14 protein-coding genes are annotated in these 17,104 nt (G+C 41.3%); 7 read left to right on the top strand and 7 right to left on the bottom strand.

Annotation, left to right across the window (positions count from 1 at the left end):
• Positions 1 to 11: 11 nt before the first annotated feature.
• A complete protein-coding gene (locus ABID56_RS08265; protein WP_354220156.1) occupies positions 12 to 926 on the bottom strand; it encodes a DMT family transporter in 915 nt (304 codons plus the stop codon).
• A gap of 80 nt (positions 927 to 1,006) precedes the next feature.
• Positions 1,007 to 2,395, bottom strand: a complete 1,389-nt coding sequence (locus ABID56_RS08260; protein WP_354220155.1) for a hypothetical protein — start codon at positions 2,393 to 2,395, stop codon at positions 1,007 to 1,009.
• A 173-nt stretch (positions 2,396 to 2,568) separates the two neighbouring features.
• Between ABID56_RS08260 and ABID56_RS08255 the strand changes: the two genes are divergently transcribed.
• From ABID56_RS08255 to ABID56_RS08235, 5 genes are all read left to right on the top strand, one after another.
• The gene (locus ABID56_RS08255; RefSeq protein ID WP_354220154.1) at positions 2,569 to 3,486 is read left to right on the top strand and encodes an alpha/beta hydrolase; all 918 of its coding nucleotides are present in this window, start codon (positions 2,569 to 2,571) and stop codon (positions 3,484 to 3,486) included.
• Between the two features lie 433 nt (positions 3,487 to 3,919).
• Positions 3,920 to 4,477, top strand: a complete 558-nt coding sequence (locus ABID56_RS08250; protein WP_354220153.1) for an RNA polymerase sigma factor — start codon at positions 3,920 to 3,922, stop codon at positions 4,475 to 4,477.
• Positions 4,470 to 5,984 (top strand): hypothetical protein, encoded by a 1,515-nt coding sequence (locus tag ABID56_RS08245; RefSeq protein ID WP_354220152.1) that lies wholly within the window; start codon positions 4,470 to 4,472, stop codon positions 5,982 to 5,984. Before ABID56_RS08250 ends, ABID56_RS08245 begins: the two co-directional genes overlap by 8 nt.
• 164 nt (positions 5,985 to 6,148) lie before the next feature.
• Positions 6,149 to 7,375 carry a mechanosensitive ion channel gene (locus ABID56_RS08240; RefSeq protein ID WP_354220151.1) on the top strand — a complete coding sequence of 409 codons (1,227 nt, stop codon included), beginning with the start codon at positions 6,149 to 6,151 and terminating at the stop codon, positions 7,373 to 7,375.
• A gap of 270 nt (positions 7,376 to 7,645) precedes the next feature.
• Positions 7,646 to 8,833 carry a DUF4317 domain-containing protein gene (locus ABID56_RS08235; protein WP_354220150.1) on the top strand — a complete coding sequence of 396 codons (1,188 nt, stop codon included), beginning with the start codon at positions 7,646 to 7,648 and terminating at the stop codon, positions 8,831 to 8,833.
• A 43-nt stretch (positions 8,834 to 8,876) separates the two neighbouring features.
• Here the strand turns inward: ABID56_RS08235 and ABID56_RS08230 are convergent, their stop codons facing one another.
• Together ABID56_RS08230 and ABID56_RS08225 are read right to left on the bottom strand one after the other, a co-directional pair.
• The gene (locus ABID56_RS08230; protein ID WP_354220149.1) at positions 8,877 to 9,842 is read right to left on the bottom strand and encodes a sensor domain-containing diguanylate cyclase; all 966 of its coding nucleotides are present in this window, start codon (positions 9,840 to 9,842) and stop codon (positions 8,877 to 8,879) included.
• A gap of 11 nt (positions 9,843 to 9,853) precedes the next feature.
• Complete coding sequence (locus ABID56_RS08225) at positions 9,854 to 10,657, bottom strand: alpha/beta fold hydrolase (RefSeq protein ID WP_354220148.1); 804 nt, start codon at positions 10,655 to 10,657, stop codon at positions 9,854 to 9,856.
• 171 nt (positions 10,658 to 10,828) lie between these two features.
• On the opposite strand from ABID56_RS08225, the gene ABID56_RS08220 reads away from it, so the two are divergent.
• A complete protein-coding gene (locus ABID56_RS08220) occupies positions 10,829 to 12,448 on the top strand; it encodes an EAL domain-containing protein (protein WP_354220147.1) in 1,620 nt (539 codons plus the stop codon).
• Between the two features lie 50 nt (positions 12,449 to 12,498).
• Here the strand turns inward: ABID56_RS08220 and ABID56_RS08215 are convergent, their stop codons facing one another.
• Positions 12,499 to 14,514 (bottom strand): heavy metal translocating P-type ATPase, encoded by a 2,016-nt coding sequence (locus tag ABID56_RS08215; protein ID WP_354220145.1) that lies wholly within the window; start codon positions 14,512 to 14,514, stop codon positions 12,499 to 12,501.
• A gap of 70 nt (positions 14,515 to 14,584) precedes the next feature.
• A complete protein-coding gene (locus tag ABID56_RS08210) occupies positions 14,585 to 15,154 on the bottom strand; it encodes a Maf family protein (protein ID WP_354220144.1) in 570 nt (189 codons plus the stop codon).
• 97 nt (positions 15,155 to 15,251) lie between these two features.
• Here ABID56_RS08210 and ABID56_RS08205 point away from each other — a divergent pair, with 97 nt between their 5' ends.
• Positions 15,252 to 16,085: an alpha/beta fold hydrolase gene (locus ABID56_RS08205; RefSeq protein WP_354220143.1), complete on the top strand. Its 834-nt coding sequence runs from the start codon at positions 15,252 to 15,254 to the stop codon at positions 16,083 to 16,085.
• Between the two features lie 187 nt (positions 16,086 to 16,272).
• On the opposite strand, the gene ABID56_RS08200 is transcribed toward ABID56_RS08205, so the two are convergent.
• Entirely contained in the window at positions 16,273 to 17,097 is an 825-nt protein-coding gene (locus ABID56_RS08200; RefSeq protein WP_354220142.1) for an ABC transporter permease, read from the bottom strand.
• Positions 17,098 to 17,104 lie beyond the last annotated feature (7 nt).

The following is a 17,104-nucleotide window of genomic DNA, read 5'->3' as shown; positions in this document are numbered from 1 at the left end:
AATCAAGAGCTTTAGGCTTTTGGTTCTATTTTTATTTGTGTTAATGCAATGCCTAATAAGATGAGTGTTGAACCAGCCATAATACTGGCAGTCAGCGCTTCATTTAATAATAAATGACTGAATAATAAGCCAAACATTGGCACTAACAACGTTGAAATGGTTGCTGTCACCATATCGACAGTGCTCATAATCACATACCATACGGTGAAACAAAGGGCTGAGGCAAGGACGCCTGAAAACATTATGTAATAAATACTTTCAGCAGTGAAATCTATAGATTGTCCGCCTTCCATGACGAGTGTCGCAAGGAAAATCCCGATGACACCGAACAACATTTGAAAGGCAGATGACTGAATTTTCGGTAGGTCGGACACTTTTAATCGATACAAAATATTCGCCCCAGCCCATGATACAGCGCTTAAAATAATAAGTAGTTCTCCTGCAATGACAGCCAGGCTTTGGCCTAGCCAAATATCCCACCCTAAAATGGTCAGTAAACCGAGTAGTCCTGATACAAGTCCTGCTGTCCTCCATCGAGTCAATGGTTCGCCTAACCATTTCACCGCAAATAAACTACTCCAAACGGGCATGGAATATAACAACACCGACGATTTTCCAGCTTCAACAAACATTAACGCAAACATCACTAACGTGAAAACAACCGTCGTTTGTAAAAAGCCGATCGCCATTAAAGGCTTCACGTATCGTTTTGGAGGAAAGCCGAGTCGCGTGATCCAAACGATCAGAAGTAAAGTTAAGGCGCCTGTTCCGAAGCGGAATGACGAAAAGGTGAATGGTCCCATATAGTCGAGCGAGGCCTTCATTAACACCCACGTATACCCCCATATAAGGGTGATGGTAATCATCAGGCTCCAAACGATGAATTTGCTTTGTGCTAGTTTTTTTGGTTGATTGAGCTTATCCATGGTTTGCCTCCAAAATGATGTCGCTAAACATTATCGTAACATAATGAAGGACAAGCTGTTAGACAAATGATGGACGGTTTTTAGTAAGCTTGCTTTTCCATATCGATATACATCTTTTGATAGACGTTGGATTCTTCTTTTAATCCTTTTTCTAAATACGTTTTCGAGATCCATTTTAACGGTTTTGTGTCATTTGGACTTAGTTCTGATGCCATGCTGAAACAGTCGAGTGCTTGGTCCCATTGTTTGAATTCGAAATATAATTCGCCTAATGATTGAATGTGGTCTAAGTCGTTATTTAATGTGTAAATACGGTCAAATTTAGTTAAGACGTCTGCGTTTGGATTTAAGTCGCGGAATGGACTTAACCATTTATTCAATTCATCTAAGTCATAATGCGTGAGTAATTGGCTCACAATCGGTTGCAGTATTCTGTCTATTTCATCTGGGTTGTATTCAATTAGTTTGAGAAGCAGTCGTTGTAGTCCCTGTGGGTGAGACGTCAAATGGTCTGATGGTTGTCGTGTGAACATGTCGATTAATTGTGTTGCTTCATGATCAGAGAGGTCTAGGTCGTATCTTAAGACAATACTCGATAATCGTTCGACTTGCCCGTGCTCGATACATGTTGTTAATAGACGGTTGTGTAAGGCTTTAGTGGACGTATATGTTGTTAAGTCATCATAAAGGTTTAACAAATCATGGTTGGATAAGGTATCAGGGAAGTTTTGTTCAAATAGGCTTAATAAAGCGTCTGTTTGATGGTGCATCAATTGATGATAGAGGGTCATCGTGATTTCGAGTTGTCTTGCTTCTGATTGAAGATGGTTGATGTAGCGGTCGAGATACTCGTCATGGTTGTGGAACATGATTTTTTCGGATTCAATCATATCGTGTTGGAACAGTTTGTCGTCTTGGTTTTGATACATCGTAAAGTATTTTTTGAAGATGCGGTCATTCGTTAAGGACTTAACGAGACTATGGTTGGGAGCGAAGTCTTTCATGATTCTCACGATTTGATAAGCAGAAAATAATTGCCCTTCACGGCGGTCTTCGTAAAACATGGCTTTGAGTTGGTCGAATAGTTGTTGTTTGGATATGAACGATTCAAACATCGTGAGCATGTAGGCTTGGTCATGTTTCGGGTATTTATCGTTAAGCTTGCGAAGTAATTGTTGGTTATTGATGACTTTCATATGAGGGTTGTTTGTTGTAATGGCTTGTATGAACGGATGTGGGGCATCGTGTACATGGCCGTCACTGAAGGCTTTGGCGGTAAAGGAATGACGTTTAAGCGTCGACGTCGTTTTAGCCGTGATGTATTTTCCTTTATAGAAAAATAAATAATAGAGTTGTCTTGAGTCATCGATTGCTTCAATAATCTGGGCACGAACATAATTGGTGAGTCGTAATGCCTTCAACGTGATTGGGTGTTGTTTGTGGTTATAAATCGTTATCGGTTGTTCCATCTTGAACCCCTCCTTATGGTGTTAAGCATATCATAATTTCCTTATATTGAGTATATTTTTGCAAGATGATATTATTAGAATAATAAAAAATTCCATGGTAAAGGATTGATCCTATTAATAAAATCATGAAAATTGGCGTGACTGTTGTTTCGACATCGGTTGGGGTTTATCTATTGATCGCACACGGTTTAGCGTTGTTAGGTCCTGTCGAAGAGCCAAAGAATCAAGTGACCGATTTGAATTTTAATGAGATCGAAACATCAAGTGAGTCTACCCCGTCATTACAAACGTACGAAGCGCGTGATGGGACTCGGTTATCGTATCGATCGTATCAGTCTGAAGCGGACCGAGTGCTTGTATTATTGCATGGGTCTGGTTATCATAGTCGTTACTTAGCGCCGCTTGCTAGTCGGTTGGCTGATGCGGGAGTGGCGACAGTTTATACCCCGAATATGCGAGGGCATGGGCCAAATCCTGAAAAGCGTGGGCAAGTTGATTATATTGGCCAATTAGAACATGATATTGATGATCTGATGGCTCATATCAAAATGACACATCCCAATCAGCCTATTATTCTCGGTGGTCATTCGAGTGGGGGCGGGACGGTTATTCGTTATGCGGGTGGCAGTGGCGAGCACGATATTGCCAAGTATTTATTAATTGCGCCTTATATTCATCATGAATCAGATGTCAATAATAGCGAAAACGGCTGGGCAAACGTCAGCCTTCCGCGGATGATTGGATTATCTATGTTAAATCAGATTGGGCTCACGTATTTAAACGGGCAATCAGTGATTTCGTTCAATATGCCTGAAGCCTACCGTGACGGAACCGAAACGTTGACGTATGATTATCGATTACAAACATCCATGCATCCTCGTTCAGATTTTCAATCAGATATCGCAGGTTTAGATGAAGAGACACTCGTTGTTGCAGGTACAGATGATGGATCGTTTCATGCAAAAGCATATGAGGAAGTTTTTGCGTCTAATCAATTAGTTAATGTGACCATTTTAGATGGGTTGTCTCATTTCGGGATTTTGCGTGATGAAGATGCTCAAAAGGTGATGAGCGAGTGGATAGAAGATTAGTATGCTCATGGTCAGCTTTAGAGAAGAGTTTGGGTAGTATTTCCAAGCTCTTTTTTATTTAATATAAAGGCTTTATTAAAGTCCGTTGTTGATATTGTGATCCGCTGCCGGTGGACGCTTTCCGCGGGCACGGCTCGAGCCAGGCAAAATCATCGAATAAGCTGCCTTGCAACTTGCACCGAGGAAGCCTACTTCGAAGCGTTAACTCGCAGACGCAGGTGCATCTCGCGGGGTCTCGAGACTCGTGCTGTTCCCGCAGGAGTCGCCACCTCCGCTCCTCACAATTCAACAACTCAGTGCTATTATCATTTAAAAATCAACATTAAACTTTAACAGAGCCAATATAAAAATTAATTTAAAAAATGAATGATTGCGACACCTTTAGACAGGATCATCGTCTAAAAGGGTAACAAAACAGAAAGGTGGGGTGATGATGACAGATGAAGAACTGATCCGGCAAGCGTTAGCTGGTGACGATAGCGCTGTAAGAGATTTGCATGAACGTTATGTGGACCGTGTGTTTCAGTACTTATATATACAAACGAACCATTATCATGATGCGGAAGAGCTCTTACAAGATGTGTTTTATAAGGCAGCGAAAAATTTGGCCAAATTCAAAGGACGATCGTCGTTCAAAACATGGCTGTTTTCGATATGTCGTCATGCCGTAATTGATTATTACCGTACAAATAAAAATGGACAGCACGAAACGTCGATGGACCATGATGTGGTGGAGGCATTGTCGGAATCGAAAGCGTCGGCAGAGTCTGTTGTCATGGGGCAATTTGGTTATGAAGATGTCGTAGACGATATATTAGATTTGCCCTATACGTACCGAGAAGTGTTGCATTTGCGGTTTATAGAAGGATTGTCCATTCGCGAGACAGCGAAAGTGATGGAGAAAACAACAGTTGCTGTGAAAGGCATTCAAAAACGGGCGAAAAAAGAACTGAGTCATCGGATGGAAAGCGAGGTGAGTGTTTATGAGTAGACAGACTCGACGTCACTTAGGTGAAACAGATAAACGTATTCGTGAAGCGATGGAACAGTCACAAGCCGATTTATCTGACCGCTCGAAGCACGATAGTATGATGGCAATGATGCGTGGTGTGAGTGAAGCGCGTGAAGAAGAGGGACATCAACAAAAACGCGAGCAGAAGCGGTCGTTTTGGTTTGCGATGAGTGGAACGGTTGCAGCGTTCGGTATCGGAGCTCTGTTACTCTTTAACACAGCACCGGTCCAAGAACAGATTGGAACATGGTTTGGCGAAGAGGATGCTCCAGCTGTAGACGAAGATGAAGAAGAGCAAGACGACCAAACGGAAGATACCGAAAATGATGAGGAGCCACAAGATGAGGATGACAATGAGGAGATTGAAGAAGAAGCTGATTTTGAAGTGAATAAACCGTCATTTGAAGTGGTGCCACCAGAAGATGTTGAACTGGATTCAAACAATCGTCTACCTTATCAAACGGTTGAGTTTTCATATGAAGGCAAAACATGGGAAGAGACGTTCACCCAATTTGAAGTAGATGCGCTACCTTTAAATATGTATATCCCTGAAGATTGGGAAGTGAGCGAGGAAACAGGTAATGGTGACCAAATAGAAGAACGGATCCGAATAGGCGATCATATTATGTTCGATTATTACAGTCCTGGTGCGAATGCCAATAATGTCGAAAGCTCCGTCGACGATATGGTGCAAAATAAAGGCATTCAGAGTGATGAGGTCAAAGCCTTATCTGAAGATGAGTTACCCGAGATCGGTCGCGGTATGCCTTATCATATTTTGGAAGGTGGTTACCACATCCTCATCGAAGGAGACACCTACCAAGAAATCTATTACGGTGAATTGAGTGGTCGGTATGTGAAGATGACGTTCGAATTTCCATACGATGAACCAGAACAATGGAGTGATGGTGACGTTTTGTTGCAGCTAATGTCACAGCAATTGCCTTCCGTTGTTGAAACGGACGATCAGTCGATTGATTCAGACACTGAGCGAGAAGAAGAACCGATGATTCAATATCAAGTTGATGATGGTGTCGCTGAACAAACATTTCAATTATTTTATAACGAAGAACTACAATTCAGTACGTATATACCATCCACTTATGAGTTAGAAGAAACTGAGGATGATCAAGTGGAACAATATATTTTCACGACATCTGATGACCGAGAAGGACAATTGAGTTTGGGTATATTTGATGAAGATGTGTCACGCCAAGAAGCGTGGGATTATATTTTAGACAATTTTGCACAAGGACGTAATGGCGCACAAAACCCACCTAGTTGGGCAGTTGATGAATATCGTTATGGGCCAGGGACTGACGCAACTGGTCGGGCTATTTTAGCAGAGCGAAATGGACGATTCTTTTATATAGAAGAGCATGCAGAAAATCCAGAGACGTCTATGCTAGAATTCGGGCCAACGCTAAATATTGCACAAGAATTTTGGCGATGGGAAGAAACAGATGAACCGTTAGTAAACGAATGATAATAGTCATCCCGCTTCAACGATCTTTTGAAAGTTGAAGCGGTTTTTTTATAATGGGTATAATGACTTAATTTGTAATTATTTTCACGAAAATTGTTTAAATTTGTGATTTCAGGTTATATATATCTGTGAGTCGTCAGAAAATTTTAGAGAGGAGAGGTTACATGAACGATTTAAACACGTCATTACAAAACATGCTGAACGACTTAATTCAGGCGGTTCCAAATGTTATCGCGGCGCTGTTGATATTAGTGTTAGCATGGATCGTCGCTGCAGTTGCAAAAGGCATCGTGCAGAAATTGTTTGTGAAAGTCGGTGTCCACAAAGGATTAGGTAAGACGCCAATGGTGGATGACGAAAATCAGGGTAAGTCGATTCTCGAAAGTGCTGGTAAAGTCATTTATTTCTTAGTCTTTATTCTATTCTTACCAGCGATTTTAGACGCGTTAAACATGAATTCGGTCTCAAATCCAATCTCTAATATGATGGATAAACTTCTCGGATTTATCCCTAACCTCATAGCTGCAGCCATTATTTTAGTGATAGGTTACTTCATTGCGAAACTGATTAAAGAACTATTTGAGAAATTTTTCAAGAGCTTAAATTTAGACGAATGGTTTAATAAGATTAGCCCGAACGACGAAGGCGGAAAAGACGCACAATCAACATTATCAAGTGTCTTAGCGAATATCATCTTCATTATTATTCTCATTCCAATTATTACGATTGCACTTGAAGCATTAAGTATTCAGACGATATCAGAGCCAATTCAAGCTGTGTTGAACGATGTGCTAACGATGATCCCGAACATTTTTGTTGCGATAATTTTACTCATCGTTGGTTATTACTTGGCGAAACTGCTCGGTAATCTCTTAACGAGCTTGCTACAAGGCACAGGTATTAACAACATTTACGAATCATTTGGTTTAAACAATGCCGACAAACCGTCAGTCGACTTAGCCAAATTACTAGGTACAGTCACGAAGACGTTAATCATTTTATTCTTTACCGTTGAAGCGTTAAATGTACTTGAGTTAGAAGTACTCAACCAAATTGGTAATGCGCTCATTACGTATCTACCATTCTTATTAAGCGCTTTACTCATCCTGGGTGGCGGCTTATTCTTAGGTAATTTACTCAGTAATTGGATTAGCAAGTACACAAACAGTGTCTTCTCAGCGCAAATCGTCAAATACATTGTGATTGTCTTTGCGGTTTTCATGACACTAGATCAATTACGATTCGCGCAGACGATCGTTAATATTGGCTTCTTGCTCATTCTAGGTGGCTTAATGGTCGCGTTTGCGATTTCATTCGGTATCGGCGGACGCGATTTCGCGAAAAATCAACTATCTAAATTAGAAGAAAAGATGAATAAGAAAGATCAATAAGCTGATGAAGGGCTGTCTCGATTACGGGACAGCCTTTTATTGTTGGTGGATTCTATCAGGTGTGAGAAGGATTCTTGCAGTTTTTGTGTTAATTCTATCAATTTGAAGGATGATTCGTTCAGTAGTGTTGCAGGTGAGTCGTTAACTAGTGACAAGATTCAACTTTCTAATGTCATGTGCAATGCAATAGGTCATCGTCTTGATTTGTTATTCGTTGTGTTGTGTTAAAATGAATGGCGGAAGTTAAGACCAGTTAGAGGAGTGAACGCATTGAACAAGCAAGATGTAGCAAATGTCCGAAAACAATTTAAAGTCGACAATGATCAATTAACGATTCACGATATTTTTAATGTGTATATTATGAAAGAAACGAACGAAATCTATCATCACCAAAGCATGCCGTTTGAAATGCTAGAAGCAGAGCAACAAGAGTTGTTTATGACAAATTTCAAGAAAGTATTAACCGGGCAGTTAGACCAAAAGTTGTTCGAATTAAAATTCAAACGCGATGTGGAGAACAGCAGTCAGTTTATTTTGCATCAAGGATTGTTGGCACAAGAGACAGACGTGTGGAAAGCGGAAATGTTGAAACTCGTTGAGAAGATGTTAAGCGGCGAGCCATATGAAATGGATATCGTGATCACATTTATTAAAGCCGAATTCCGGACTTCTGGGAAAAAGGTGAGCGAGGAATCCGACGAAAGCCGTACCGATGCTATGTATGCTCATCCGTTTATTTTGTGCAGCGTGAATAAAACGCAAGATCCGAAAAAAGAATTGCTGTTTGATTATGTGCAAAAAGAGTTTAAATATAATATCGTCGTTGATCCCATCATTAATTTGCAGGCGCCGATTTCAGGCTTTTTATTTCCAACGATTACTGACCAGGCCAGTGATGTGAATCATGTTTTGTACTCAACAGGTAAGGCGAATGCGTTAAACGAACAGTTTATTGAAGACGTGTTGAATGCAGAAGATGCGGTAACAGCTGAAGAAGACAAGGCCGTATTTGAGGAAGTGTTAAAGCGTGTCGCAGGAGAGCAAATGGATACGCGAACGTTATCGAGTGTGTATGATGAAGTGAATCGAGTCGTCGAAGAACATGAAGATGACGATGCTCCGACGTTAGATTACAAAGATGTTGGTGATGTGTTGGTGAATAGCGGTGTTGAAGAAGCTCAGCCTGAGAAGGTTCAAGAAGCATTCAAAGCGGTAATCGATAATGAATTACATGAACTGAAGGCTAACAATGTCGTACCTAACTACAATAAAAAATCGATTAAAATTAAAACCAAAGTCGCCGATATTTCGATAAGCCCACAAGATTTAAAGTATGTCAGACAAACGGTTGTTGGTGGGAAGTTGAACTTAATGATTGAGGTCGAAGAGAATACGGTCGTCGAAGGGTTTGAAATGATTCCAGAGTCATTGATGCAAAAAGCGCCTGAGGACGAGTAAATAAAAGCAATGCAATGCCATTTATTATGGCATTGCATTGCTTTTATGTGAGATCTGGTTTAACGTTCGCGGTTTCGCGATTGCGTCCGTTTCGTTTTGATTCGTAAAGTGAAAAATCAGCGCGCGACATTAAGGTGTCAGCGATATCGTCTTTCGTCATCGTAGCGATCCCGATACTAATGGTTAAATTGATCTCGTTCCACGTTTCATGACGAATGGTTTCGCGCAAATTAGCAGTGATCGCCAATGCCTCATCCTCATCTGTATCAGGTATGAGAACAACAAACTCTTCCCCACCGAACCGTGCAACGATAGCGTTATCGCCGAAAAAGTTCCGCATCGTTAACGCCAACGATTTCAGGACCTCGTCTCCGTAGCCGTGTCCGTAATGATCGTTGACTTGTTTAAAGAAATCGATGTCGATAATACAAAGTGAGAACGTTTTTTTATTATCATGGAAATCGTCGATGGCTTGAGATAAATGGTCAACGAAGACACGTCGATTGTATAAATTAGTCAGCGGGTCGTATGATGCCAATATTTTTAATTGTTCATTTAATTCAACGAGTTCTTGCTGTTTTTTCTCAAGAGCGTTGTGTAACTCCGTTTTTTCCTCAAGTGTGTCTTGAAGTTTTTGATTAACTAAACGCAATTCGTGTTCGTGTTGTATGCGAATTTCCATCGGTAAAATGACACAATCGATGAATTGCCCATCATCGGTGTCAAATAGCCGAGCGTTAAACATAATGTCGATTTCTTTTCCGTCACGCTTCGTTAAAGTCATATGCGCTTCATATATGGTACCTTCTGTTCGGAGTTTAGGATAAATAAACGAGTGGAAGAAGAATCGGTTTGCATTATTTAACAACATTTCAATATGTTCGCCTTCAATTTGCTGTTTAGTGTAAGCAATGAATTGGGTGAACGTTTGATTGGTTTTTAGGATATGGCCTTGTATGTCCAAGGTCAAAATACCACACGTGGCGTGGTCGATTCGGTCACTAAACATATTAGTGCCTCCTAAGTTGTTAAATATTGCTTTATTGCTCCTGCTGTTTCGTTAGGATGACTCATATGTGGATAATGCCCCTTCGCACTTAAAATGTGTAAACGGCTATTGCTTATATGGTCTCGTAAATAATGCCCTACTTCAATTGGAACGAAACTGTCATCAGAACATTGCAAAATAATTGTATCACATGTGACGTCAGCTAAAACATTGCGGTAATCACCTAAAAGCGTAATTTTTAAAAAGTTATGTGTAATGGCTGGGTCATTGTCTTTGAACTTCTCTTCAAGTTGAGACGATTGCGCGCGCCCCTCACTAGGTGGTAATGCGACAGGTGCTATATAACTCGCCCATCCAACGAAGTTCGTTTGCATCATCGTAAGGAGCTGTTCGATTTCATGTTCCTCAAAACCACCCGTATAATGAGGTGGTTCGTTAATGTAACGAGGTGAGGCTCCGATCATGAACAATTGGTCGATTAAATCAGGTCTTTCTTTTGCGACAATGGCACCAATCATACCACTGACTGAATGACCGACGAATATAACATCATTTAACTCATAATGATCTAAAATCGTTATAACGTCTTCAGCATACCCATCTAATGTGCTGTATTGTTTAAAGTCATATGCGGAATAGTCCGATTGACCTGAACCGACAAAGTCAAACAACAATAATTGGTAGTCATCCTCAAATGCAGGTGTCACCCATTTCCACGTCTGTTGATCGGATGCAAATCCATGTGAAAATACAATTGTTTTACTTCCTTGTCCTAACCAGCGAACATGATGTTTCTCTTCTATTGTCTTTGGCATGTTAGTCACCTCTCATTAAGTATACGATCGTTATGTTTATAGTAGTATATATTCATGGAAATTGGAATACGTAAGGGTGAAAATAAAGAAAATTTCTTCGTTTTATGCGAAATGTGTTATAATTTAGACAAATTTCGATGTCAGGATTGTCTGATGAAAGGCTGATGCGTCATGGATGTTCCGGGTGGTTATATGAACACATGGTTGAAGCGAATCATGTTCATCGCAGGGTTAGAAATCGTTTCATTTTATGTGATTTATATATTCGGTGGCACACATACTGCGGTTCCTTACGTAATCTTTATCCCAATATTACTTGGGGCTTATTTTTGGGGTGCCAAAGGTGGGCTAGCTGTCGGCGCGTTATCCGGCTTAGTGATTGGGCCTTTCATGCCGTTATATGTCGAAGCAGGCGAGATGCAATCGATGATGAATTGGTCGATTCGGTTGTTAAGTTATTCACTAATTGGCTTAGCGATTGGCTACACCATTGAAAAAATTGAAAAGCTAAATGAAGCACAACGCGAACGCGATAACATTAGTGTTTTCACAGGACTTTATAATATTAATAAAATGCTTCCTGATTTGAATGAGAAAATAGTTAGAGGAGAGACGTTTTCCTTGATTGCGTTTAAAATTACGAATTTAGATGGCATTGGTAAATACGTCAATTACCATATTATTGATCAAGTGATCGAACGAATTATTCAAGACTTAAGTCGTCGTTTCGGGCGTGATTATTTGTATTCGATGAGTGATGATGAGATTGTGATTTTAACCGATGTGGATGATGAAACAGTATATCATGACTTGTCCGAGATGATTGAAGGCTATAGTTCCTCAACTCAAATTGGCCGTTATGTTTTTCGGATTGCGATTAAAGCAGGCATGGTGCATTACGAAGGTGAAGCAGATAATGGACTAGACGTGTTTAACAAAGCGCGGGTTGCATTGGACCAACAGAGTGAATTCGGAACAGGCGTGTTTTATTATGATGAAGCGATTAATCGGAAGAATCAGTTGAATTATGAAATTGCAGGCTCGCTATTAAATGCGATTGAGCAGGATGAATTCTATTTAGTGTTTCAGCCGAAGATCGATTTAACGGATTATAGTGTCAAAAGTGCTGAAGTATTACTGAGGTGGGATCGTGGTCATAAAACACCAATTGGTCCGGGTGAGTTTATTACAGTTGCTGAAGAAGTCGGGCATATTAAGCGTATTTCTAAATGGGTCATAGAAAAGGCGTTAGATCAAATTGTGGCGTGGCGTGAAAAGGGGATCGATATTAAAGTCGCGATTAATTTGACAACACATGAATTGATGGATGAAGCATTTATTGAGTGGAAACGAGCGGCGATTAAAGAACGAGGCTTAGAATTTTCACAAATTGCGATCGAAATTACAGAACGTGTGACATCACAAAATAATCAAAAATTACTCAAGTCGTTATCAAAACTTCGCACATATGGTCATCAAGTGGAGATTGATGACTACGGGAAAGGCTATAATTCTCTGATGAACGTTGGGGAGATTGATTTTGATACGATTAAGATTGATAAATATTTTATCGATCGGTTAGAACGACCTGAAATGCAGGCACTTGTCCGTAGTATGATTAGTTACGCGCATGAGTTAGGACGAAATGTTGTTGCTGAAGGGGTGGAGACGGCGAAACAAGTCGATGTGTTACAATCGCTGAATTGTGACCGAGCGCAAGGGTATTATTTCAGCCATCCATTAACACCCGATCAGTTTGAGCAATATTATAATGAACAGTTGATTTCTTAATGAAAAGGCACGCATTCATTTTTAGCTAAATGAATGCGTGCCTTTTTAGATTAGTTATCAGTATTCAACAACTTAGCATTAATCGCCACAATGACGGTGCTTAAACTCATCAAGACAGCTCCAACTGCAGGACTTAGTAAAATACCGATAGGCGCTAAAACACCGGCTGCGAGCGGGATAGCCACGATGTTGTAACCCGCTGCCCACCATAAGTTTTGGACCATTTTTCGGTACGTTTGACGCGATAAATTAAATAATGAGACGACATCGTTTGGATTGCTTTGGACGAGTACGATATCGGCTGACTCCATCGCGACGTCCGTACCAGCACCGATCGCAATACCGATGTCGGCAGTCGCTAGAGCGGGCGCGTCATTAATGCCGTCACCTGTCATGGCAACGCGTTTCGATTGTTGTTGGATCGACTTAATATAATCTGCTTTTTCATCAGGTAAGACTTCGGCATAGACTTGGTCAATTCCAATTTTATCGGCGACCCAGTGGGCGACGCGCTCGTGGTCACCTGTTAACATCACGACTTCAATGCCGTGGGCGTGTAACTGTTCGACAGCTTCTTTTGCTTCGTCTTTAATGATGTCAGCTAGCGCTATCATGCCAGCGAGGGTTCCGTCGACTAAAACTGAGACGACGGTTTTCCCTTGATCAGATAGTTGCTTCAACGTGTCATCGTCGTAATCGATTTGCTGCTTGTCGAGATAATTTGGACTGACGATGTCGATGTGTTGTCCGTTGATGTTACCTTCAATACCTTCACCTGTTTTCGCTTGAAAATCATTCGCTTTTTTAATTGTTATATTGTTGGACTGAGCGTAACTCACAATCCCTTGCGCTAGCGGGTGTTCGGATTGTTGCTCTAGGCTTGCGGCAAGTTGAATGAGTTTATTTTGGTCATAATCATTTTCAGGTAAGATATCGGTCACACCGAACTCACCTTTCGTTAATGTTCCTGTTTTATCAAACACAACCGTATCGACACGGCGAGCATTTTCGAAATTAATACGATTGCGAATCAGTAAGCCTTGTTTCGCCGACAAAGAGGTCGACACGGCGACCACTAATGGCGAGGCTAAGCCGAGAGCGTGCGGACACGTGATAACCATCACTGTTACCATTCGTTCGAGCGAATGATCGAATGGATAGCCGAAACTAAGCCAAACGACTAATGTAATGACACCTGATAAGACGGCGATGTAAAACAACCATTTCGCCGCGCGATTTGTGAAATCTTGAGCTTTAGAGCGCGATTCTTGTGCTTCTTGGACGAGGTTAATGACTTGTGATAAATAGGAATCGTCGCCTGTTTTTTCGACTGATAAGGTAAGCGAGCCTTCTTGCGTGATGGAACCTCCGATGACTTCATCGTTTTCGTGTTTTTCGATTGGGACGGATTCGCCTGTTAGCATCGATTCGTCAATACTCGATTGACCGCTTACAATCGTGCCATCGACAGGGACTTTTTCACCCGGACGGACTAATACGTGGTCGCCTGCTTCTAGAGAATCAATGTTGACTTCTTCGGTGTCACCATTTTCATTAATTCTCGTTGCTTTGTTAGGCATTAATTTGATTAATTCTTCGAGCGCATTGGAGGCGCCCATGACAGAGCGCATTTCAATCCAGTGACCTAACAGCATGATATCGATTAATGTCGCTAATTCCCAGAAAAACTGGCCACCTTCAAGGCCGAAAACGGTTAGCGAGCTATAAATATAAGCCACGGTAATTGCAAGGCCAATTAACGTCATCATACCGGGGTTTTTCTGTTTAATTTCATCACCAGACCCGGTTAAAAATGGCCAACCGCCGTAGAAGAAGATCGCTGTTGCTAAGGCAAATAAGATATATTGATCAAATGGGAAACGCCAATCGACGCCGATAAACGACTGAATCATTGGAGATAAGATGAGCATCGGAATCGTAATGATGATCGATATGGCTAGTCGTTTTTTGAAATCTTGCACCATCTGTTCGTGATGGTCATGGTGACTTCCTTCGTGGTTGTGTGATTCATGCTGGCTATGGTCATGATTATGATGATTGTTCATCGTCTGACTCCTAACGTGAATTGAATGGATAGTATCTATATTCACGTTTAAAGGCAGGATTAAACATTGATTAGTTGTTTGAGGTTAACGTTTGTATTTGGCGAATCACACGTGAGATAGGTAGACCCATCACATTATAATAATCGCCGTGGATTTCTTTGACAAACCGGGCGCCAATACTTTGAATGCCGTATGCTCCGGCCTTATCATAAGGGTCGTCTGTTTCGATGTACCATTCAATCTCATCGTCGTTTAAAGGCCAAAACGTCACATCCGTTCGTTCGACTAACACATCTTCTTGTGAAGCGGTCCGTAACATCACACCGGTATAAACGGAATGTGTTTCACCACTAAGTTGTGTCATCATATGATAAGCGTCAGCTTTTGTTTTCGGTTTTTCGAAAATATGATCGCCGAATGCGACGACCGTATCTGCTGATAAAATCACTTCATGATCGTAATGAATCGGGATGTGATGGCCTTTTAACGTCGCAAGTTGTGTGACTTTTTCGGTTGGGTTAGGGGTGGTGATAATCGATTCATCGACGTCGGGTTTGCGAATCGTAAACGGTTGTTTTACTTGTTGCAATATCGCTTGTCTCCGTGGGGATGATGAACCTAAAACTAATGATTGTGTCATCGTCATTGCTCCTTTGTCATCGTGTCTATCTGTTGCAGTATAAGGGAACTATAACATAAGATAGAATTGGAAACATGTAACAGAGGATTTGATAAAGATGAACCAAGAAACGATTCGAGTATTAAATGTCGACGTCTATTGTGAGTATGAATTTCATGACAAACCAGTTCTGATTTTGATTCACGGATTTTTAGCCTCGACGTATTCATTTCGGGCAATCACGCCAGAATTAGCCAAGCATTATTCGATAGTGGCCCTCGATTTACCGGGCTTTGGGCAAAGTGAAAAATCGAAGTCATTCGAGTATTCGTTTAAGCAGTATCGTGAGGTGATTGTTGCTGTGATGGATCATTTCGGTATTGGCAGGGTGCATCTTGTCGGACATTCGATGGGTGGACAAGTGGCGTTAAGTGTGGCGAAAGCTAATCCAGAACGTGTCGACAAATTGCTGTTATTGAATAGCTCAGGTTATTTAAAACGCGCGCGGCCGTGGCTGCGATATAGTTCGTACATGCCGTTTTTCTATCGCTTTATTTATCGCTATTTTAAGCAGAAAAATATCGATGATGTGATGCAGCAAGTCGCATATCGTCACGATATTATTACCGATGAGATGAAAGATGCGTATACGCAGCCGATGTTAGATATTAATTTTCACAAAGCGTTAACACGATTGTTCCGGCATCGGGAAGGGGATTTACTATCGAGTGAATTGCAACATATTACGATGCCTGCGTTACTCATTTGGGGACGCGAAGACCAAGTCGTCCCGCTTAAAATTGGTGAACGTTTAGCAGAAGATTTGCCTAATGCAGAACTCGTCGTGCTTGATGAATCGGGGCATCTTGTGGCTGATGAGCGACCTGACGATGTCGTGAATCATATTTTACAATTTACCAAAAGCGAAAAAACCGATTCAACGTCGTTGTGACGTGAATCGGTTTTTAATTTCGTTAAGAAATGAGCGAGAAAACGCATCGATTGAGCGTCTGGCTAAAGTATTGAGCGACTTATCCAAGAAATTGAGCGTACAGCTTCATATAAGAGCGACTCATTTGAATAAAAGAGCGACCGATCATGTATATGAGCGGCTCATACAACAATTGAGCGATGTCTTATTAAGCGTTAGCCCGTTTGAAGCTTAACGTCGCAATTGCAATGACGAGCACTGTGAAAGCTAAAATGAATAAAATTTCTTCAAAAACCGTCACTTGTCGGCCGAAGACAGTTAAGTTGAGGCCCATCGTTTCGCGTACGGTTATCGACAGTTGGTCAACGTCGATCATAATCTTTTTCATAACGTCGACGCCGTATGTGACAGGGTTTAATTTGACGATCACATCGAGCCAGCCTGGCATACCGCTTATCGGGAATAGCGCACCTGACATGAAGACCATCGGCAACACAATGATGTTCACGATCAGCTGGAACCCTTGTGTCGAATTGATGAAACTAGCGAATAATAAGCCGATTCCGGATAAGGCAGCGCCGAGTAGAAACATAAACGGAATGACTTTGATTAAAGACATTAAATCATAATTCAACCCTAGAAGCGGGATGAGCGCAAATAGCATCACCCCTTGAATCGTCGAGACTGTTGCAGCACCCGCCATTTTCCCAATCGCGATACTGACGCGGGAGATCGGTGAGACGAGTATTTCTTTCATATAACCAAAGTCTTTATCTTCAATGACGGACATGGCAGAAAAGACCGATGTCATGAGTAACGTCATGGAGACGATCCCCGGAAAGACGAACTGGACGTAATTGAAATCACCGCCCACGTCTAAGTTTTGTGTCATCATCGTTTCCATCGTGCCACTTAATCCGCCACCGAAAATGAGTAAGAATAATATCGGCATCGTAAATGATCCGAATAACCGCGCTTTATCACGCAAAAATTTAATTAAATCGCGTTGCCAAATAGCGATAATACCTTCCATATGTTGT

The organism is Alkalibacillus flavidus (assembly GCF_040545925.1).
GTDB lineage: Bacteria > Bacillota > Bacilli > Bacillales > Alkalibacillaceae > Alkalibacillus > Alkalibacillus flavidus.
This window is presented reverse-complemented; position numbering and strand designations above follow the sequence as displayed.